At 70.6% G+C, this 20,732-nt stretch carries 17 protein-coding genes; 12 read left to right on the forward strand and 5 right to left on the reverse strand.

Going from position 1 to position 20,732, the window contains the following annotated elements:
* The first annotated feature begins 161 nt into the window (after positions 1–161).
* Both GIS00_RS07830 and GIS00_RS07835 read left to right on the forward strand, forming a co-directional pair.
* Entirely contained in the window at positions 162–1,688 is a 1,527-nt protein-coding gene (locus tag GIS00_RS07830; RefSeq protein WP_154767607.1) for a DUF1800 domain-containing protein, read from the forward strand.
* A 76-nt stretch (positions 1,689–1,764) separates the two neighbouring features.
* On the forward strand, positions 1,765–3,084 hold the full coding sequence (locus tag GIS00_RS07835; RefSeq protein ID WP_196073162.1) for a DUF1501 domain-containing protein: 1,320 nt from the start codon (positions 1,765–1,767) through the stop codon (positions 3,082–3,084).
* 12 nt (positions 3,085–3,096) lie between these two features.
* Here the strand turns inward: GIS00_RS07835 and GIS00_RS07840 are convergent, their stop codons facing one another.
* Positions 3,097–4,290 carry a ScyD/ScyE family protein gene (locus GIS00_RS07840; RefSeq protein WP_154767609.1) on the reverse strand — a complete coding sequence of 398 codons (1,194 nt, stop codon included), beginning with the start codon at positions 4,288–4,290 and terminating at the stop codon, positions 3,097–3,099.
* Between the two features lie 580 nt (positions 4,291–4,870).
* Here GIS00_RS07840 and GIS00_RS28870 point away from each other — a divergent pair.
* Positions 4,871–7,159: a bifunctional lysylphosphatidylglycerol flippase/synthetase MprF gene (locus tag GIS00_RS28870; protein WP_322097675.1), complete on the forward strand. Its 2,289-nt coding sequence runs from the start codon at positions 4,871–4,873 to the stop codon at positions 7,157–7,159.
* 368 nt (positions 7,160–7,527) lie between these two features.
* Here GIS00_RS28870 and GIS00_RS07850 read toward each other — a convergent pair whose 3' ends face one another.
* Positions 7,528–8,316 (reverse strand): SIMPL domain-containing protein, encoded by a 789-nt coding sequence (locus tag GIS00_RS07850; RefSeq protein WP_154767610.1) that lies wholly within the window; start codon positions 8,314–8,316, stop codon positions 7,528–7,530.
* A 216-nt stretch (positions 8,317–8,532) separates the two neighbouring features.
* Between GIS00_RS07850 and GIS00_RS07855 the strand changes: the two genes are divergently transcribed.
* A complete protein-coding gene (locus GIS00_RS07855; RefSeq protein ID WP_322097677.1) occupies positions 8,533–9,699 on the forward strand; it encodes an acyl-CoA dehydrogenase family protein in 1,167 nt (388 codons plus the stop codon).
* Here the strand turns inward: GIS00_RS07855 and GIS00_RS07860 are convergent.
* The 3 genes from GIS00_RS07860 to GIS00_RS07870 all read right to left on the reverse strand — a co-directional run bounded on the left by GIS00_RS07860 (position 9,662) and on the right by GIS00_RS07870 (position 12,366).
* Positions 9,662–10,507: a TetR family transcriptional regulator gene (locus GIS00_RS07860; RefSeq protein WP_154767611.1), complete on the reverse strand. Its 846-nt coding sequence runs from the start codon at positions 10,505–10,507 to the stop codon at positions 9,662–9,664. The two genes, GIS00_RS07855 and GIS00_RS07860, sit on opposite strands and share 38 nt — an antisense overlap.
* Before the next feature lie 114 nt (positions 10,508–10,621).
* A complete protein-coding gene (locus GIS00_RS07865; protein WP_322097678.1) occupies positions 10,622–11,425 on the reverse strand; it encodes an SDR family oxidoreductase in 804 nt (267 codons plus the stop codon).
* Complete coding sequence (locus tag GIS00_RS07870; protein WP_154767612.1) at positions 11,422–12,366, reverse strand: LLM class flavin-dependent oxidoreductase; 945 nt, start codon at positions 12,364–12,366, stop codon at positions 11,422–11,424. Before GIS00_RS07870 ends, GIS00_RS07865 begins: the two co-directional genes overlap by 4 nt.
* A gap of 178 nt (positions 12,367–12,544) precedes the next feature.
* On the opposite strand from GIS00_RS07870, the gene GIS00_RS07875 reads away from it, so the two are divergent.
* The 8 genes from GIS00_RS07875 to GIS00_RS07910 all read left to right on the forward strand — a co-directional run bounded on the left by GIS00_RS07875 (position 12,545) and on the right by GIS00_RS07910 (position 20,724).
* On the forward strand, positions 12,545–14,218 hold the full coding sequence (locus GIS00_RS07875; RefSeq protein ID WP_154767613.1) for a class I adenylate-forming enzyme family protein: 1,674 nt from the start codon (positions 12,545–12,547) through the stop codon (positions 14,216–14,218).
* Positions 14,215–14,742: a nuclear transport factor 2 family protein gene (locus tag GIS00_RS07880; RefSeq protein ID WP_196073163.1), complete on the forward strand. Its 528-nt coding sequence runs from the start codon at positions 14,215–14,217 to the stop codon at positions 14,740–14,742. The genes GIS00_RS07875 and GIS00_RS07880 overlap by 4 nt, the downstream gene beginning before the upstream one ends.
* Before the next feature lie 154 nt (positions 14,743–14,896).
* Positions 14,897–16,174 (forward strand): ABC transporter substrate-binding protein, encoded by a 1,278-nt coding sequence (locus GIS00_RS07885; protein WP_154767615.1) that lies wholly within the window; start codon positions 14,897–14,899, stop codon positions 16,172–16,174.
* Positions 16,175–16,267: 93 nt separating this feature from the next.
* Positions 16,268–17,164 (forward strand): branched-chain amino acid ABC transporter permease, encoded by an 897-nt coding sequence (locus tag GIS00_RS07890; protein ID WP_154767616.1) that lies wholly within the window; start codon positions 16,268–16,270, stop codon positions 17,162–17,164.
* Complete coding sequence (locus tag GIS00_RS07895) at positions 17,161–18,063, forward strand: branched-chain amino acid ABC transporter permease (RefSeq protein ID WP_154767617.1); 903 nt, start codon at positions 17,161–17,163, stop codon at positions 18,061–18,063. Before GIS00_RS07890 ends, GIS00_RS07895 begins: the two co-directional genes overlap by 4 nt.
* On the forward strand, positions 18,060–18,845 hold the full coding sequence (locus tag GIS00_RS07900) for an ABC transporter ATP-binding protein (RefSeq protein ID WP_154767618.1): 786 nt from the start codon (positions 18,060–18,062) through the stop codon (positions 18,843–18,845). Before GIS00_RS07895 ends, GIS00_RS07900 begins: the two co-directional genes overlap by 4 nt.
* Positions 18,826–19,524, forward strand: coding sequence for an ABC transporter ATP-binding protein (locus GIS00_RS07905; RefSeq protein ID WP_230312926.1), 699 nt, complete (start codon positions 18,826–18,828; stop codon positions 19,522–19,524). Before GIS00_RS07900 ends, GIS00_RS07905 begins: the two co-directional genes overlap by 20 nt.
* A gap of 30 nt (positions 19,525–19,554) precedes the next feature.
* Positions 19,555–20,724, forward strand: coding sequence for a CaiB/BaiF CoA transferase family protein (locus tag GIS00_RS07910; protein WP_154767619.1), 1,170 nt, complete (start codon positions 19,555–19,557; stop codon positions 20,722–20,724).
* Positions 20,725–20,732: the final 8 nt, after the last annotated feature.

The following is a 20,732-nucleotide window of genomic DNA, read 5'->3' on the forward strand; positions in this document are numbered from 1 at the left end:
CACCCGTGGCCGTCTCGGCATCGGTGGTGCGGTCGCCGCACCGATTCGCACGGCCGGGATCTGGCGCTCACAGCAGTCGAACGACTACTCTTCGTAGCTGTTGACCACGCTTCGCTGTTGGCCCGAGTGCCCGACGTGGTCCGTCGGGAGGGTCGATCGTCATGTCCGCACCAACGCTCACCGCGGGAGCACCGGCCGCCGCCACCGCGGCGCCCACACCGCTCGTCGCCGCCGGCGCGGTCCCGTCCCGGCCCACCCGCAGCCAGGCCTTCCACCTGCTGTCCCGCTTCTCCTACGGGGCGACGACGGCCACCCTGAACTACGTCACGAAGTACGGCGCCGAGGCGTGGTGGAACGACCAGGTCAGCCGGGGGAAGCTCTATCCCGGGTACAGCGCCTCCCCCCGCGTCGCCGCGACCGGCACCCTGCTGAACAAGACCCCGGCGCAGGTCCGGGCCTGGCAGAAGTCCAACGGCAACGAGTACGGCTGGGACCTGATGAACCAGGTGACCCGGGTGACCCTCGGACTGCAGGCGTTCAGCAACTCGCAGCTCTACGAGACCGTCGTCGACTTCTTCGCCAACCACCTCAATGTCGCCAACCACGCCGACGACCAGACCTGGGTCCGGCACACCATGGACCGCGACGTGATCCGCAAGCACGCGTTCGGCACCTTCACCGACATGTTGCTGGCCTCCGCCCGGAACCCGGCGATGCTCTCGTACCTCAACCTCGCCGACTCGACGAAGTCGATGATCAACGAGAACTACGGCCGCGAGCTGCTGGAGCTGCACACCGTCGGGATCGGTGCCGGCTACAACGAGGCGATGGTCAAGGCGTCGTCGAAGGTGCTCACCGGCCGCACCCTGGAGCGCGACCAGTCCAAGGCCACCTACATGACCTACGTCTACAAGCCGGAACGGCACTGGACCGGCCGGGTCACCATCCTGGGCTGGACCCACCCGAACACCAACGCCGCCGACGGCCAGGCGGTGGGCGACTCCTACCTGCGGTACCTCGCCAAGCACCCGTCGACGGCGAAGAACCTGGCCCGCAAGCTGTGCATCCGGTTCGTCTCCGACACCCCGTCGCAGGCGTTGATCGACAGCGTGGCGGCCGCCTACACCGCCAACGGCACCGCGATCCTGCCGACGGTGCGGGCGATCTTCACCTCCGCGGAGTTCTGGGCCTCTGCCTACAAGAAGGTGCGCCGGCCGGCCGAGAACCTCTACGCCACCCTGCGCATCCTCGACGGGCGGATGGGGTCCGACCCGGTCAAGACCCTGGACACCCTGTGGTGGATGACCCGCACGATGGGCAATGTGCCGCTGGAGTGGGCACCGCCCAACGGGTACCCGGACGTGGCCGGGGCCTGGCGTTCCTCCTCGAACCTGCTGTCGATGTGGCAGTACCACCGCGGTCTCGCGCAGAACTGGTGGAAAGAGGCGTTCGTCGTGCCACCGACCACCGCGCTCTACCCGGCGACCCGGCCGCGCACCAGCGGCGAGGCCATCCGGGTGCTCAACGTCCGACTGCTGGGGAACGAGACCTCCGCGACGCAGCAGGCGGCGCTGCAGGAGTTCCTCGGCGAGCCCGCCTCCACCCTGCTCGACAACTCCATGCTGCGCTGGTATCTCGACCACCTGGTGCCGCTGATCCTCGACGGCCCACGGCATGGTCGTCGATGACCTTGATGCGGCCGTTCCGCCAGGTCCACCGAGCACGCCACCTGCCTGCACCCCACCCCCGTCAGCCGGAGAACCGATGAACACGCCCGAGAACCCTGCCCTCGCACGGCAACTGCAGGCCCACGCCGACCAGGTGAGCGCCGACCTGGTGTGCCAGGAGCAGCAGTGGTCCGGCAAGTGGACCCGGCGACGGATGATCAAGGGCATCGGCATGGCCGGCGTCGCCGCCCTGGGCACCCAGCTGGTGACCACGAAGGTGAGCTTCGCCGCCACCGGCGCCTCCAACGGCAACACGCTGATCGTGGTGTTCCTGCGCGGCGGCGCCGACGGCCTGCGGATGCTGGTCCCGGCCGGCAGCGCACTCGGCGGCGACTACCTGCGCACCGTCCGCGGCCCGCTGGTGCAGCAGAACAGCGACCTGCTCACCCTGGCCGGCGCCCCGGGATGGGCCCTCAACAAGGGCTTCTCGTCGTTGATGCCGTTCTGGAACAGCGGAGAGATGACCTTCGTCCCCGCTGTGTCGGCGGCCGGGGTGACCCGCAGCCACTTCCAGGCGCAGCAGCAGCTGGAGCGCGGCGGCAGTTCGGCGCCCAGCGGCTGGCTGGACCGCACACTGACCGCACTCGGGCCGGGTACCACGTTCCGCGCGGTCTCCCGCGGCTACGCCTCGCCGGCCTCGATGTCGGGCAACGAGCAGAAGCTGAGCATGAGCTCGCTGGCGAACTTCTCGTTCCCCGGGTGGGACGGCGTCCGGGACGCCAGCATGAAGGCGATCTCCACGCTCTACCGCGGCGACGTCTCGGTCCTCGGGCAGGACGTCCCGGTCACCATGAAGGCGCTCGGGACTGCGGAGCAGGCCCGCAAGAACAGCACCCCGGCCAATGGCGCGGTGTACCCGTCGGGCGACTTCTCCGGTGCCCTGGCCGATCTCGCGACCATGCTGAAGTCCGAGGTCGGGCTGCAGGTGGCCACCGTCGACGTCGGCGGGTGGGACACCCACACCAACGAGGCGGGCGATCTCGACGGACTGGTCACCGCCGCCTCGACGGCGCTGGCCGCCTTCCTCAAGGATCTGGGGCCCACCCGGCGGAAGCGGGTGACCGTCGCGGTGATGACCGAGTTCGGCCGCCGGGTGCAGATGAACGCCTCCAACGGCACGGACCACGGCACCGGGTCGCTGATGTTCCTGCTCGGCGGGGGACTGCGCCGGTCCGCGGTCGCGGGTGCCTGGCAACCGCTCTCGGCCGGCACCCTGCAGGACGGCGACGTGCCGGTCCGGAACCAGGCCTTCGACGTGCTCGGCGAACTGATCCAGAAGCGGCTCGGGGTCGGAACCCTGGGCACCGTGTTCCCAGGGTTCCAACCCCGACCGTTGGATCTCGCCACCGCGTCCTGACGAGCCGTCCGGTCAGGCCGCCGGGCGGAAGGCCGCGGCCGCGCCGGACACGCTGACCCTGACCAGCTTCCCGATCTTCTGCGGCGCCCCGGTCGCATCGGAGACGAACGCGTCCTTGCTGACGTAGACCGCACCGCCGGCGATCTCGACCGCCGCCGGCGAACTGACCGGGAGCGCACCGACCGGCGTGGCCGGGGTGCTGCCCGACGACGGCAGCAGCGCCGAGACCTGGCCGCGCCCGGTGGGTCCGCCGAAGAGCTCTGCCACCAGCATCACGCCGGTTGCCGCGTCCACGGCCAATCCGGTCGGCCCGACCAGCCCGGTGGCCACTGTCTGTACCGCACCGGTGGCCGGGTTGACCCGGACGACGGTGCCACGGGCGCCCAGGCTCGGGTCCTCCGGGCCGCCCGGCAGTGAGGTGACGTAGAGCCAGCCGCCGGGTCCGACCTCGACATCGGTGGGCACACCCTCGAACCGGTACTGCGCGCCGACCGTGCAGTCCGGGAAGCCCGCGCCGGCGGCGAGGTCCGCGGTGATCGTGATCGGTGCGGCCGGCGGCAGCACGGCCACCGTGGTCACCGTCCCGTCGTAGGCCACCTTCACGATGTCGTTGCCGCCGGCATCGGCGACGTACACGCCCGCGGCGGTCGCCACCGAGGCGTACGGGTGGCTGTCGACGATGCCCTGGTACACCGGCGGTCCCGCCGGGCCGGACGGATCGACCTGGTCCAGGCAGTCCTGGTTCAGGCCGACGAACCCGTAGGTGGTGCCCTGGTCCGGGTTCGCGGTGGCCTCGTGCGCACCGAGATCACCCAGCGGGGTGGGTGTCCCACCCACCGGCATGCGCATCAGCAGCGCCGTGCCGGCCGGCTGGGAGCCCTGGTAGTAGTAGACCGTGTTGTTCCGGAACGACACGGCACCGATCTCGTCGCCCATCGGGGCACCGGCCACCACCTTCTGCCCGCCCTTGGCCGACACCTTGGTGAGCACACCGATGAAGTTCTGCGAGACGTAGGCGTCGCCGTTCGGGGCGACGGCGAAGCTCAGCGGGGAGAACAGCCCGCCGGCCATCGTCTTCGCCGAGAACGACGAGATCGGCGACGGGGCAGCGGGTGCCGGGGCGGCGCCGGCCGGGCCGGCGGCGAGCACCGAGGCGGCCAGCACGACGGGGAGGGCGGCGACGGAGAGTGCACGGGTACAGCGCAACTTCGTACTCCTTTCGGGACAACACTGTCGGGACAACTCTGGAGGAACGCTGGACAACACTGTCGGGAGGACCTGTCGGGAACTGCCCGGGCGGCGCCGTCGAAGGTGAGGCCCGGGTAAAGACGCGTTCACAGGGTGGAACACGGACGGGCAATGCCGGAGGTCCGGCCGAGAAATCACCCGCTCGGCCCATATGGGTGAAATATCCGGTTGACAGTTCCCGTGGTCGTCCCTCGGATGCCCTGTTCCCACCACTCCGTTCCGGGGTTCCTCCGTTCGGCATGTATCAGTGCCCCGGTGGACCGGAACCCGCTGGTGCGGAGACACTTCCGCCGATGCGGCCGCTCGCCACCACCCTCTCGGACGCAGGTCGCCGGGAGACCGTCTGCCGTCCCACCGATCCGGGTTTCACCCACCCGCCGCGCCCGGCCTGCGCCCGAACGGCGCGCGGGCACAGGGCTCTCCTAGACTGCGGACTGATCGGCAGCGGTGCGCCGTGTGCGCGCCCGCGGCCGGTCGATGCAGGTGGTCGGCAGGCACCAGCACTGCGGACGACTCACACGAACAAGCAGGGGAACCCGTGACGGAAGTGGACGACCCGGCCGGCGGACGGGGCGAGGGGCAGACGGCGGCACCGGGGACGGCACCGGACCAAGTGGCGTCGCCGAAGTCCACCGCCCCCTCCACGGCCCCTGCGACGAAGACTGCTGCGACGAAGACTGCTGCGTCGACGGCCGCTGCGGCCACGGTCCCGGCTGCCGCGTCCGCCCCGGTGCCGACCGCACCGCGCACCCTGCCGCCGATCCTCACTCTGGCCCGGCGGATCCCCTTCACCGCCACCTATGTCGTCATCACCGTCGTGCTCTCCGTGGTACTGGGCACCCTGTGGTCGCCGGTGGAGGACAAGTCCTGGTACGACGTCGTCGCCTACGGGCTGCCGGCCTTCGAGGACGGCCGCTGGTACACCCTGGTCCTCGGCAACTTCTTCGCTCTCTACCCCGTCTACTACCTCTTCGTCGCGGGTGCCTTCGCCCTCCTCACCGGGTTCGCCGAATGGAAGCTCGGCACCAAGCGCACCATCGTGCTGACCGTCGTCTACCAGTTCGCCGCGGTGCTGCTGGTCGCACTGTTCTTCCTGATCTTCCGCAACGCCGACTGGGAATGGGTCGCCCAGCGCGCGACCGAGACCGACGTGGGGTTCTCCGCGGGCATGCTCGCCGTCCTCGGCGTCGCGTCGGCGGCGGTCCGCCCGCCGTGGCGGCTGCGGCTGCGGCTGGCCATCTGGGTCTACGTGATCTTCTCCATCATGTTCGTCGGCCAGATGGCCGACGCCGAGCACCTGGTGGCCGTCGCGCTGAGCCTGCCGTTCTCCACCCGGCTGGCCGGTCCGCGGGGGATCCGGGCCCGGGCCCTGCCCACGCGGCACGAGCTGCGGATGCTGGCCGCGATCGGTGTGCTGTTCACCGCCGCCTCCCAGTTGGTCGGCGAACTGCTGCCCGACCGGCTGACGCCCTTCGGGCCGACCGATGACGACCCCGAGACCTGGTGGTACCTCGCGATCAACCTGGTCGTCGCCCTGCTCATCGCCAACGGACTGCGCCGCGGCTACCGGCTGGCCTGGTGGGTCGCGCTCATCCAGGTGTCGATCCCGCTGGTGCTCAGTGTGCTCGTGGTCCTGCTGGTCATCGTGCTGGCGTTCATCCCCGGCGCCGAGACACAGATCGACGCGATCCCGCAGTTCGCCGCGAATGCCGTGCTCTCCGCGGCCTTCTTCCTGCTGCTGCTGCTCGGCCGACGCGCGTTCCAGGTGCCGCGGCGCAGCAAACGCCGGCTGGCCATCAGCACCTCGCACCCCGGGGTGGCCAGGGACCTGCTGCAGCGCTGGGGCGGCGACACCATCTCCTGGATGACCACCTGGCCGGAGAACCGGCACATGATCACCGAGGACGGCCAGAGCTACCTCGCCTTCCGCCGGCATGCCGGGGTCGCGGTGGCGCTCGGGGATCCGGTCGGCCCGCCGGAATCCACCGCCGCCACCATCCAGGCCTTCGTCGGGCTGTGCGACCGCGCCGCGCTGGTGCCGTACATCTTCTCCTGCACTGCCCGGACCGCCGAGATCACCGACGCGCTCGGCTGGCAGAGCGCGCAGGTGGCCGAGGACAACCTGATCGACCTGCCGCAGCTCGAGTTCAAGGGCAAGAAGTGGCAGGACATCCGGACCGCGCTGAACAAGGCGCCGAAGGAGGGCATCACCTTCAGCATGCTCACCCTCGCCGAGCAGTCCTGGACGCTGGTGAACCAGGTCGAGAAGCTCTCCGAGGAATGGCTCGGCGACAAGGAACTGCCGGAGATGGGCTTCACCCTCGGCGGGATGACCGAGGCCCTCGACCCACTGGTCAAGGTCGGGCTGGCCATCGGCGAGGACGGCACCGTGCACGGGGTGACCTCCTGGATGCCGGTGTACGCCGGCGACGGGAAGGTCGCCGGGTGGACCCTGGACCTGATGCGCCGCAAGGACGGTGGCTTCCGGTCGACCATGGAGTTCCTGATCGCCTCGTCCTGCTTGTGGTTCAAGGCCGACGGTGCCCAGTTCCTCTCGCTCTCCGGCGCACCGCTGGCCCGGTCCGCCGGCGGCGACCGCCAGGAGACCGCGGTCGAGAAGTTCCTCGACACCCTGGGGGAGCAGCTCGAGCCGGTCTACGGGTTCCGCTCCCTGCACTCCTTCAAGAGCAAGTTCCAGCCCCGGCTCTCGCCGATGTACATGGTCTACCGCGACGAGGCCGACCTGCCCCGCATCGGCATCGCCATCACCAAGGCCTACCTCCCCGACTCCGGCATCCGCGACCTCATCGCCCTCGCAAGACACTGAGCTGTGACTTGGCGAGCTGGCGCTCGGCGGGTCGCTCGTCTTGTCAGGGATCCCGCGTTCTGCGCTGAACATGGCGAGCTGGCGCTCGCGTGTCGCTGGTCCCCAGAGGGGATCCCGCGTCCTGTGCTTCTCGCCTCTGCCCGTTCCTCGCGACGGCTGCGATGCTCGACCGCACGATCCCGGGACCGACGACCCGACATTGCGAGCGATGCTCGACCGCGCCGGGCCGAATACCGACAACCCATGTAGCCATACGGACCCGGAACGAACCGCGGCCCGTACCACGACCCCGAACCCGGTCGAACCCGAACGACACTGCACGATCCCGGCCTCCGACCGGACATGGCGGCTGGGGAAACCACCCACCCTCACCCGATCAAATACACCACCTGGACGGTGACGCTGAGTTCCTGGCTGCCGGCCTCGACGGGCATGGACATGGCGGAGTCGGAGGCCGACGCTGCGTAGCCCATGGGGTAGGGGGAGACCGTGCGCGGGGCCTCGGTGATGGAGGCGACGGCGCCCAGCGGGACGCCGGCTGCCTCGGCCATCTGCTGGGCCTGGGCCTGCGCCTGCCGGACGGCATCGGCCCGGGCGGCCGCCTTGAGCTCGCTGTCGTCGTCGATCGAGAAGGAGATGCCGTCGACCCGGATGGCGTCGCCCGCGGCGGACTGCGCGGCGTCGATGAGGTCGCCGGCGGCCGTGATGTCGTGCACGGTGGCGGTGACCATGTTGCTCACCCGGTACCCGGTGACCGTCCGGCCCTCCTTGTCGTACACCGGCTGCACCGACAACTGGCTGGTCTGCAGATCCTCGGGCAGCACACCGCCGGCCTTGAGCTGGGCGATCAGCGCGGTCGCCTTCTCCGCGTTCGACTCCATCGCACCCTTGGCCGTGGCGCCACTGGTCGCGACACCGAGTTGCAGGGTGAAGGTGTCCGGCGTGCCGGTGACGATGCCGACCCCGGTCGCGGTGATCACCCGACGGTCGGCGGTGCTGCCGCCACCGGGCGCGGTGCCCGACGACGTGACGGTGGCCGTCGCCCCTGCCGGGGCGCCGGCGGCGGCGGTGCCGGTCGAACACCCGGCGGCGGTCAGCAGTGCGGTGGCGATCCCGGACGCCACGACGACGGTGCGGATCCTTGCGGTACGGCTCATGTCTGCCTCCTCGGTACCGGCCGGCATCCGTCGCCGCCCGCTGGGTGAGGGGACGGAACACCACCGGTGACCGGTTGCACCGCGAGGCTGCTTCCGGTTCCTAGCGATTGCTAGTTAACATGAGCCGGACACCCGGCACCGTTGCCACGCCCCGAGGAGAAACGTCATGGAACTGTCGTTCACACCGCTCGCCCGGCCGAAGGGCACGGTGTCGCGGTGAGTCGGGAGATCGCCGCGCTGCGCAGCCCGCGCACCATCTACGGCCCCGAGCACGAGCAGTTCCGGGCGGCCTTCCGCAGCTTCCTGCAGCGCGAGGCGCTGCCGCACCGGGAGCGGTGGCTGGCCGACGGCATCATCGACCGCGACTTCTGGAAGAAGGCTGCGGCCGACGGATTCGTGGCGTTCACCGCCCCGGAGCGGTTCGGCGGCCTGGGTATCGACGACTTCCGGTTCAACGCCGTCATCGACGAGGAGGTCGCCTACCTGGGCGCCGCCACCGATGCGTTCCAACTGACCAACGACATCGTCGGCCCGTACTTCTGGGACCTGGCCTCGCCGGAGCAGCAGGAGCGCTGGCTGCCCGGGATCGTCGACGGCAGCACCGTGCCGGCGATCGCGATGACCGAACCCGGCACCGGATCGGACCTCCGTGGGATCCGCAGCACCGCCACCCGGACCGACGGCGGCTGGCTGGTCAACGGGTCCAAGACCTTCATCACCAGCGGGATCCAGGCGGACCTGATCATCGTCGCGGCGAAGGTCGTCGATCCGGAGATCAACGGGATCGGACTGTTCGTGGTGGACGCCACCACCCCCGGGTTCCGGCGCGGCCGCAAACTGGACAAGGTCGGCCGGCAGGCGCAGGACACCGCGGAGCTGTTCTTCGACGACGTGCTCGTCCCGGACGCCGATGTGCTGGGCGAGGCAGGCCGCGGATTGCCTTTGCTGATGGGCAATCTCGCGCAGGAGCGACTGGCGATGGCGGTGTCCGCGATCGCCGATGCGGAGCAGGCGCTGCAGGACACGCTCGAGTACGTGTCCACGCGGACCGCATTCGGCGCGCCGGTGGGCACCTTCCAGGCGAACCGGTTCTCGATGGCCGACATGGTGACCGAGGTCCGGATCGGGCGGGTCTACGTCGACGACTGCATCGAGCGGCAGAGCCGGAAGGCGTTGCCGGACGCCGAGGCGGCGGGCGCCAAGTACTGGGCGACCGAGCTGCAGTGGCGGGTGCTGGACCGGTGCCTGCAGCTGCACGGCGGGTACGGCTACATGAACGAGTACGACATCGCCCGCCGCTGGCGGGATGCGAGGGTCCAGCGCATCTACGGCGGGACCTCCGAGATCATGCAGGAGATCGTCGGGCGCTCGATCGGCCTGTGACGGTCGCCGCCCGGGCCCGCCGGCGGGGCGACGGGGGGAGCGGGGTGACCACCGACTCCTCCGGCTCCGCCGGCACACCGGCGTCCGGTGTGGCCGCGGCGGCCGCCGGCGCGGTGCGCGTGTCGGGCGTGGCCTCCAGCTCACGGATCCGGGCCCGCGCCTGCTCGATGACACCGGTGGAGGCGCCGACCGTGTGCGCGGCGATCTCGACGTAGTCGGCGGCGATCCGGTCCGGGCTGATCCGCCCCTCCGGGCGGTACCAGGTGGCGACCGACTGGATCATGCCGAGCAGCGCCCGTGCCGTCTGTTTCGGCGACACCACGTCGAAAAGCCTTGCCTGCACGCCGTCCTCGATCGCGACCCGGAGCATGTCCTCCACCTGCTTGCGCTTGGCGGCGTACACGGTGCGGTTCTCCGGCCCGAGGCTGCGCACCTCCGCATCGAGGTGCGCCAGCCGGCCGGTGGTGCTCATGTAGAGCACGAGACACTCGACCAGGGTGAGGAACCGGGCATCCGGATCGGTACCCGCGTCCTCGAGAGCCTGTGCCGCCAGCAGGTTCACGTGCGAGATCCCGGCGTCCAGCAGCGCCGTCAGGATCCCTTCCTTGTTGTCGTGGTAGTAGTACAGGACGGGCACGGTCACCCCGACGCGCCCGGCGATGTCGCGGACAGACGTTCCGTGGTAACCGTTCTCGTTGAACGCCTCGAGCGCCGCGGTCAGGATGGGACTCAGCGGGGTGGTGATGGAATCCCGCCACCCTGCGGCGTCGCCCGCGGTCCCGTCGTTGTCCTGCACGATCCCTCCCATGGCTGTTGCTCCAGTTCCTGCGCGGTTCCGTCGTCCGTCGATCCGCTGTCCGGCGGCGTTGTTCCGGGACATGCTAGCGACCGTTACACCGTGATGGGGGCAGCACGACGGAGGTCACCACACCGAGTCCCCGCGCAGCACCGCATCGGCACCACCGTCGGCGAAGAGCACCTGTCCGGTGATCAGCGTGTTCCCCGCACCGGCCAGCCAGGCCACCACGGCCGCGATCTCCTCCGGGGCGGCCGGGCCGCGCAGGGGCATCGGCACGGTGTCCTCCAGCCTGGCCCGCCGTTCCGGCGTGGCGAGCTGCGCGGCGATCATCGGGGTGCGGACCATTCCCGGCGCGACCGCGTTCAGCGTGATCCCGTCGGCCGCCCAGCCCGGGGCGCTGCGGCGTACCCAGCGGGCCAGAGCCGTCTTCGCCGCCGGGTAGATCCCGGCCCGGTCCGGCTCGGCACCGTCGACCTCGCCGGCCATACGGAGGGTGAGACGCTCGGTCTCCGCCTCGTCCCCGGCGAGCAGGGCGTCCACCAGGCCGGAACGTGCACCGGTCATCGGGAAGGCGGCAGCGAAGGAGGCGAGCGCCACCACCCGCGCCGCATCGGAACGGGCCAACCAGGGGCGTAACGACTCCAGCAGTCGCACGGTGCCGTCGAAGTTCAACCGGACGGTCTGCAGGGTCGGCGCGATGGTGCCCGCGCAGGTGACGACCACGTCCAACGGGTCCTCGCCGAGCAGGTCGCCGATCGCCGCCACTGCGGTGGCCCGACCGTCCGGAGCCGACAGGTCGGCGGTCACCGCGGCATCCCGGAGATCCACCCCGATGACCCGACATCCCTGCGCGGTCAGCAGGTCCGCGGTCGCGGCACCGATACCGGATGCTGCTCCGGTGACCACCGCGGTGCGTCGAGGACTCACCCGGCGGCCCCGATCCGGGGCGTGACCGCCTGCTGCAGTCCGGTGCGGAACGGTCCGGTGAGCAGTTCCAGGTGCCGTCCGGTGAGCTCCTCACTCATTCCACCGATGCGGTCGAAGAGGAACACGTCGGTGACCGGGAGTCCGTCCAGGTCGGCCGAGAGTCGCTGTACCGCTTGGTCGACCGTGAGGAACTGCAGCTTCGGCAGGGCAGAGGGCCGGCCCTTCGGCTCCGCGTCGGTGTAGGTGGCGCGCCGGGCGGCGCGGGCGTGCTCGATGATCTCCGAGCGGGCCCGTTCCGGGTCGTCGCACAGCACGATGTTGGCCAGACCGCCCATCCTGGCGACCGACCGGTCGTGGCCGCCTTCGTCCAGACCGTCGAGGTACGGCTCGAGCAGGTCCCGGTCCAGCCAGAGCAGACCGACGCCCAGCTTCCCCGCCCACCGGGCGCCGACGGGCCCGCGGGCGCCGTACCAGAGCGGTACCGGATCCTGGACCGGCCCCGGCGTCACGGTGCCGTCCGACCAGAGCCCGGGCAGCGCGCGGAGGGTGCGCCGGAAGTCCCGGTAGCGATCGGCGTGGGAGGCACCGAACGCGGTGAACTCCTTGGGGTCCCAGCCCGAACCGAGCCCCAGCTCGAGCCTTCCGGCACTGAGGATGTCCACCAGCGCCGCCTCCTCGGCGAGCAGCCGGTCGCTGCGGAACGGGGTGACGACGACGGCGGTGCCCAGCCGCACCCGGCTGGTCCGGGCGGCGAGGGCGGCGAGCAGGGTGAGCGGCTGCGAGAGGTAGCCGTCCGGCGCCATGTGGTGCTCTGTGGTCCACACCGCATCCAGGCCGGCCTGCTCCGCGTGCACCACACGGTCGAGGGCAGCGGCGTACAGCTCCGCCCAGTCCTCCTTGGCGCCGGGGTTACGGAGGTCCATGTACAGGCCGATGCGCATCGCCCCATCGTTTATCAACCGCTAGGTATAGGTCAAGTGAAACTGGCGGAGAGGTCCGGATCCGCGTGGCCCGCGCCACAATTGGGGCTTGCACTGTTTAACCAACGATAGGTAGGCTCGTCGCGTTCGATCATCACGGGCGTCTCCCGCCCGTCCCGCACCGTCGCGAGAGGTGAACATGTCCGGTCCGGTGCTCTCCCTGCGCGACTCCGGTGCTCCCGCCGGTCCGGCGGGCGAGACCCTCGGCGGGGTACTGGTTTCCGCCGCGCAGGACCACCCGTCGACCGTGGCGGTGGCGTTCCCCGACCACCGGCTCACCGTCGCCGCGCTGCTCGGGCGTGCCGACGAACTGGCCGCGGCCCTGATCGGCCACGGCATCGGCCCGGGGGACAAGGTCGGCATCCTGATGCCGAACTCCGGCGACTACGTGGTTGCGCTCTTCGGCATCGCCCGTGCCGGCGCGGTCGCGGTCCCGATCAACGGCCGCTTCAAGGAGACCGAGTTCGGGCACGTGGTCCGCCACGCCGATCTGCGGATCCTGCTCGCCGCACCGGCGGCCGGCGCCGACTACGCACGCCTGCTCGGCACCCTCGGCGACGCCGATCGTGGCCTGCTGGAGCTGGTCGTCTGGTCCGGGGAAGCACTGTCCGGCACCGTCCGGCCCGACGAGTTCCTCACCGCGGCAGCAGGTGTCGAGGCCACCGAGGTGGAGCGCAGGTCCGCCGGGGTCCGCCCGGACGATGTCGCAATCCTCATGTACACGTCCGGGACGACGGCGCTGCCCAAGGGCTGCCTGCTCGCCCACGGGGCCATCGTCCGGCACGCCACCAACATCGGCCGGGAGCGCTTCCACCTCACCGCGGACGACCGCTTCTGGGACCCGCTGCCGCTGTTCCACTGCGGCGGCATCGTCCCGATGGTCTCCTGCATCCAGGTGGGCGCCGAGTACCACCACGCCGGTCACTTCGACGCCGACACCGCGCTCCGGGTGCTGGAGACCGAACGGATCACGCTCGCCTACCCGGCTTTCGAGGCGATCTGGCTGGGCATCCTCAACCACCCGCGGCGGCGCTCGGCCGATCTGTCGTCGATCCGGATGGTCATGAACATCGCGACGCCGGAGCGACTGGCCTGGTACGAGGAGCAGATGCCCTGGGCGCCGCAGGTGTCCTCCTTCGGCTCCACCGAGTCCGCCAGCCACCTCACGCTCACCGAGCCGGACGAACCCTACGAGGTCCGGATGCGCACCACCGGACGGCCCATCGGCGGCATGGAGATGAAGATCGTCTCGCCGGAGTCCGGCGTCGAGGTCGCCGAGGGGGAGCGGGGCGAACTCTGCTTCCGCGGGTACGCGCGGTTCCTCGGGTACTACAAGGACCCGGAGGCCACCGCCCGCACCATCGACAGCAACGGGTGGTTCCACACCGGTGATCTCGCCTCCGTGGAGGACGGCCGGCTGATCTACCGCGGCCGGCTGAAGGACATGCTCAAGGTCGGCGGCGAGAACGTCGCCGCACTGGAGATCGAGGACTACCTGGTCCGGCACCCGGCGATCGCGGTGGCCCAGGTCGTGGCCGCGCCGGACGCCCGGTACGGCGAGGTCCCGGCGGCCTTCGTGCAGTTGCAGCCCGGTGCGTCGATCACCCAGGACGAGGTCATCGACTTCTGCCTGGACCGCATCGCCACGTACAAGATCCCGCGCTACCTGCGCATCGTCGACGAGTGGCCGATGTCCGGGACGAAGGTGCGCAAGTACGAACTGCGCGACCGGATCCGGCAGGAACTCGAGGACGCCCACATCACCGAGGCGCCGGCGCCGCGCGCCCGCCCGACGACGGAAGGTTCGGTGTGACCACCGATCTCGACACCGCTACGACCCCGGACCTGCGCACCGAGCACGAGCTCCGGCGCCTGGCCGAGCGCTACGCGGTCGCCATGGACCGCACGGACCTGGACGAGCTCGCCCGGCTGTTCGTCCCGGACGGGCGACTGGAGGTACGCGCCCCGGGCCGGGAGGCGACGATGGGCGTCTTCCACGGGCCGGGCCCGGACGGCGTCGGCCGGATCGCGCTGCTGCTCGGCGAGCTCTACGAGTCGACCATGCACCACATCACCGGCCAGGTCGTGCATCCCGATCCGGACGGGAACCCCGACCGGGCCACCGGTCTCACCTACTGCCTGGCCTACCACATCGTCAACGACACCGCGAACGGCGGCGGTCGTTCGCTGGAGACCCTGGGTGTGCAGTACGAGGACACCTTCGTCCGGGTCGACGGCCGGTGGCGGTTCGCCGTGCGCGGCGCCCTGCGGGTCTGGTCGCAGATCACCGACACCCCGCGCACGCCGTTGATCGTGGACCGCGCCGCCACCCGCTGACGCCGCCGATCCCGCCAATCCCGCTGACCCATGGTCCGGCGCCGCCGGACCACCGCACCACCGCACCACCGCAGCATCGGTGCACGAGAGCCTCCCACCACCAGCAGTTGTCATCGCACGTCCCCCCGTCCAGAGAGAACCGGAGAAGACAGCAATGCGCCTCAGAACAAAGTCGTTCGCGCTGCTCGCCGCGGTGGCGCTGACCGCCGCCGCGTGCGGGAGCGACAGCAGCACCACCACGTCCAGCAGCACCGCGGCACCGACGACCTCGGCGAGCGCCGCCACCTCGGCACCCACCAGCGCCGAGAGCTCCTCGACGGGTGCGTCGACCGATGCGTCGTCCGGCGGCTCGGAGACCTCCCCCGCCGGCGGCTCGGACGTACTGCCCGCCGAGGTCAAGGCGACCTTCCTCGGTGACCTGACCGGTGCCGCGGCGTTCTGCGGCGGCTCCGCCCGCACCGGCATCGAGCAGGCGGTGAACAAGGTCAACGAGGACAAGATGCTCGGCGACGGTGTCACCCTGTCGGTCGACTTCCAGGACACCGGCTCCGATCCCAAGCAGGCTGCGACCCAGATGTCGCAGATCGCCGGCACCGACACCATGGCCACGCTGATCGGCTGCGCGTCCGCGGTCGGTCAGGGCACCGTGCCGGTCGCACAGCAAGCGGGCGTGCCGGTGATCGCCATGCAGTCCGGTACTCAGGCCATCCTGGACGCCGGCAACTACGTCTTCCGCACCACCGCGCCGCAGTCCACCTACCACGGTGTGCAGGTCGACTACTACGCCGCGCAGGGGGCCAAGACGGCCGCCATGGTGTACCAGAGCGATAACCCGACGTTGACCGAGTTGGCCGAGAAGATCTACCCGGACCTGCTCGCGGCCAAGGGCATCGAGCTCATCTCCACCGAGGCGTTCCAGGGCGAGAACTTCGACTTCTCCGCGCTGGCCAGCAAGGTCGTCGGCGAGAACCCGGACGTCGTCTTCCTCATGGGCCAGGGCACCCCGAACGTCACCGTCGCCACCCAGCTGCTGCAGCAGGGATTCGAGGGACGGGTCGGCGGATCCGCCGGCTTCGCCAACGGTGTGCTAGAGCCGCTCGGGGCCGACGCGAACGGCTTCACCTGGCCGACCGACTTCAACCCCGCTTCGCCGGAGCCGTCGACCCAGGCCTTCGTCCAGTACTACACCGAGAAGACCGGCAAGGCTCCGGATGCCTTCGCCGCCGAGTCGTGGGACACCGTGATGCTGCTGGTCGCCGGCCTGAACAAGACCACCGACTACACCCGCGCCGGTCTGCGGGACGGCATCGAGGCTGCTACCCAGGACGGCCTGGACGGTGCGGTCGGCCCGATCACCTTCGAGAACCGGGACGCCCGCATCGGCGGCCTGCTCGTCGAGTGGGAGGACGGCGCCACCAAGATCGTCGAGTGATGTGACACCCGCGGTGGGGCCGGACTTCCCGGCCCTACCGCGGGTCCGACAGGTACACCACGGCACCACCGCTCTTGCAGAATCGGGAAGGCGATGCTCGGACAACTCAGCAATGCCGTCGTACTCGGGTCGATCTACCTGCTCTTCGCCCTGGGACTGACGCTGTCGTGGGGGGTGCTCAGCATCCTCAACCTCGCGCACGGCTCCATCTTCATGTTCGGCGCCTTCAGCGCCTACCTGATCACCCGCGAGATCTCCGACGCCATACCGCTTCCCGTGCTCGTGGTGATCGCGGCCGTGATCGGTGCGGTGCTAGCGGCGCTGCTCCAGATCCTGGTCTACGGACCACTGCTGTCCAGGGCCCAGGACAAACACGCGGGTGAACTGAACGTGTTGATCGCCAGCATCGGCGTCGGGCTGATCCCGGTGGCGGTGGCGCTCAACCTGTCCACCGCCGAGGTGGTGAACCTGCCGTTGTCGGTGACCCGGACCGAGCGTCACCGCTGGGGTTCGCTGGCCATCACCAACCTGCAGATCGCCATCGTGGTGCTGGCTCTCGTGCTGACGGTGGCACTCTGGTGGTGGGTGTCCCGGACGCAGACCGGGCGCGCGTTGCGCACCATCGCGCACTCACCGGGCACGGCCGAGCTGATGGGCGTCCCGGTGGCCCGGATGTCGGTGATCACCATGGCGGTCAGCGGCGCATTGGCCGGCACGGCCGGCCTGCTGCTCGCCGCGAACGCCAACGCGATCGAGGCGCACATGGGCGACGGCCTGCTGATCAAGGCCTTCGCCGTGATCATCCTGGGCGGTGTGGGCAGTGTGGTCGGCGCGGCGGTCGGCGCGTTCGCGCTGGCGTTCGCCGAGACCGGGGCCGTCGTCTGGCTGTCCGGTGACGTGCGCAACATCATCGCGTTCGCCCTGATCCTGATCGTGCTGCTGGTGCGGCCGCAGGGCATCTTCGGACAGAGGGCGTGGCAGCGGGCATGAGCGGCTTCTTCTCCAGCAACGACATCCTGTTCAAGACCCTGCTGATCTACGTCGTGATGGGCCTGAGCGTCCAGGTGGTCCTGCGCGCCGGCGTCTTCTCGCTGGCCAGCGCGGGCTTCTGGGGCATCAGCGCGTACACCACGGCATTGCTCGTCGACGACCTCGGCTGGGCCCTGGCCGGTCTGGTCGGACTCGTCCTGTCCCTGGTGATCTCGGCGCTGCTCGCGCTCCTGCTCGGCCGGTTGCGCGGGTTGTACCTCGGCATGGCCACCATCGCGTTCGACCTGCTGGTGGTCGCCCTCGCGAACAGCTGGGACTCGCTGACCGGCGGCCCGGCCGGGTTGTTCAACATCCCGCGCCCGCTGTCCCTGGTGGGCAGCCTGGCCATCGCCGTGGTGTGCGTGCTCGCGGTGGCGCTGTGGCACTCCCGGGCCGGCGGCCGGTTCGCCGACGTGCTGCGCACCGACGAGCCGCTGGCCAAGACGCTCGGGGTGGAGACGCAGAAACTCCGCGTCGCCACCTTCGTCTTCAGTGCCGGGCTCGGAGCGGTCTCCGGCTCCATGGCCGCGCTGACCTACGGCGTGCTGGGCCCCAACGACTCCGGCTTCTCACTGGTCGTGCTCGCGCTGACCATCGTGGTGCTGGGCGGTTCCTCGTCCTGGGTCGGTGCGCTGATCGGCGCCGTGGTGGTCACCCTGCTCCCGCAGTTCCTCGGATTCCTCTCGGAGTGGGGCGATCTCGTCTACGGAGCGCTGGTGGTGGTCGTGGTGCTGTTCGCCCCGAAGGGCCTGCTCGGCCTGCTCCGGAAGGTCGGGGACCTCCGGCACCGACCGCCGCCGGACGGGCCGCCGACGGCGGCACCGGAACAGGCCGAACGGCAGCCGGCGGTGCGGTCATGACCCCGATGCTGGAGGTCGACGACCTCAAGGTGCACTTCGGCGGCGTGAAGGCCGTGGACGGCGTCAGCTTCACCGTCGAGCAGGGCTCGCTGTGCGGGTTGGTCGGTCCGAACGGATCGGGCAAGACCACGACCATCAATGCGATCTCGGCGCTCGTGCACCTGACCGCCGGCAGCATCTCAGTCGGCGGCCGGGTGAGTTCGGGCCGGACCGCGTCGGTCATCGCCCGGTCGGGCGTGCGCCGCACCTTCCAGGCGATCCGGCTGCTGCCGGACCTGACGGTGCTGCAGAACGCCATGCTCGGCGCCGACGACGGCGAGAAGGTGCTGCAGCCCGCATTCGCACCCTGGCGCGCGGCACGCGCCCAGCGCCGGGCCCGGGAGGCCGCGATGACCGCCCTGGAACGGGTCGGCGTGGCCCACCTCGCCTCCGTCCGGCCCACGGCGCTGCCCTACGGGCACCAGCGCCGGGTGGAGATCGCCAGGGCGCTGGCCGGCGAGCCGGACCTGCTGCTGCTGGACGAGCCGGTGGCCGGCATGTCGCCGGCGGAACGGATCGAGATCGGCGAGCTGCTGCTCTCGTTGAAGGCCGACGGCACCACCCAGCTGCTGATCGAGCACGACCTCGGCATGGTGACCCGGGTGTGCGACTTCCTGGTGGTCATGGACTTCGGGAAGGTGATCGCCAGTGGCGATCCGGTCCCGACCACCCGCAACGAACTGGTGAGGGAGGCCTACTTTGGACGCAAGCACGTCGCCGCTGATGACAGTCTCGGGGCTTGAGGTCGCGTACGGCAACGTCGTCGGCCTGCGCCGGCTGGACCTGGCGGTCGAAGCCGGGCAGGTGCAACTGATCCTCGGCTCCAACGGCGCCGGGAAGTCGTCCGCACTCGGCGCGATCGCCGGATCGGTCCGGAAGCGGGCGGGCACCGTGCACCTGGACGGCACCGACATCTCCCGGCAGCGGGCCTGGCGGGTCGCCCAGCGCGGGATGGTGCTGGTGCCCGAGGGGCGGCAGATCATCGGCCCGCTCACCGTGGAGGAGAACCTGCGGCTGGGCGGCTACGCGAACCGGACCGGCACCGCCGCCCGGATCCTCGACGAGGTGTACGAGCTGTTCCCGATCCTGGGCGAGCGCAAGGACCAGGCCGGCGGCCTGCTCAGCGGTGGCCAGCAGCAGATGCTGGCCTTCGGCCGGGCACTGATGGCGGACCCGAAGGTGATCCTGCTGGACGAACCGTCGATGGGCCTGGCCCCGGTCATGGTCGACCGGGTGCTGGAGGCGGTCACCGGTATCGCCGCGCGGGGGATCGGTGTGGTCATGGTCGAGCAGAACGCCTCCGCCCTGGACATCGCCGACGAGGTCAGGGTTCTCGAGCAGGGCCTGGTGGTGCTCGAGGGCACCCCGGCCGAACTGCGGGACGACCCGCGGGTGATCAGCGCGTTCCTCGGTGCGGCCTGACATGGCCGGCAGGGGCTGAAGGGGACAGCGATGACAGAGGGAACGACCCCGGGCCGGGCCGGTCCGGGGGGCTGGCGGCCGCTCACCGGCATCACCGTCCTGGACTTCACCCGGATGCTGCCCGGGGGTACGGCGACGATGGTGCTCGCTGACCTGGGCGCCCGGGTGATCAAGATCGAGCACCCGCCACGCGGGGACGAGACCCGTTGGCTGGCACCGCGGGTGGGTACCGACTCGTCGGTGCAGCACCAGTACCTGGACCGGGGCAAGGAATCGGTGTTCCTGGACCTGAAGTCGGAGGACGGACGGGCCGAGGCGGTCCGGCTGGCGGGCACCGTGGACGCGGTGATCGAGAGCTTCCGTCCCGGCGTGGCCGACCGGCTCGGCGTCGGCTACACCGACCTGCTGGCGGTGCAGCCACGGTTGGTCTACCTGTCGCTGTCCGGATACGGCGCCGACGGTCCGAAGGCCACCGAGGCCGGGCACGACCTCAACTTCTGGGGCTCGGCCGGGCTGCTCGGCCCGGAGCCGGACGAGAGGTCCGCCGGGCCGGGCGCCGACGCGGTGAACGGCGGCGGAACACCCGACGCCGACAGTGATCCGGCGTTGCGCACACCGACGGTGCTCGGTGCCGACATGACCGGCGGAACGCTGGCGGCACTGGCCCTGGTGGCCGGTGTGCAACAGGCCCGGACCACCGGTGCCGGGGTGCACCTGGATCTCGCGCTGGCCGATGCCGCGCTCTACCTGGGTGGTCAGCAGATCGCCGAGCGGCTGGGCAGTGCGGAACTGGGGGAGCCGGTGCAGTCGCCGTTGCTGGGGTCCAGCCCCTGCTACAACCTGTACCGCTGCTCCGACGGGCTCCGCATCGCGGTGGCCGCGGTGGAGCCCAAGTTCTGGGCCCGCACCGCCACCCTCGTCGGGCATCCCGATTGGGCGGCCCGGCAGTTCGACCGCTCGCTGATCCCCGAGGTGCGCCACCTGTTCGCCGGGCACCCCCGCGGGCACTGGGTCGACCTGCTGGTCGGACAGGACACCTGCGTCACCGCGGTGCTCGACATCGCCGACCTGCCAGCCGATCCCGGGGTGCTCGACCGCGGCTCGCTGGTCCGCGCCGAGACGGCCGCGGGAGAGGTCTGGCAGGTCGCGCCTCCGGTGCGTACCGCAGGGGTGCACGTCACAAACACTAGCGCTCGTTAAAGAGAATG

This window comes from Nakamurella alba (assembly GCF_009707545.1).
GTDB lineage: Bacteria > Actinomycetota > Actinomycetes > Mycobacteriales > Nakamurellaceae > Nakamurella > Nakamurella alba.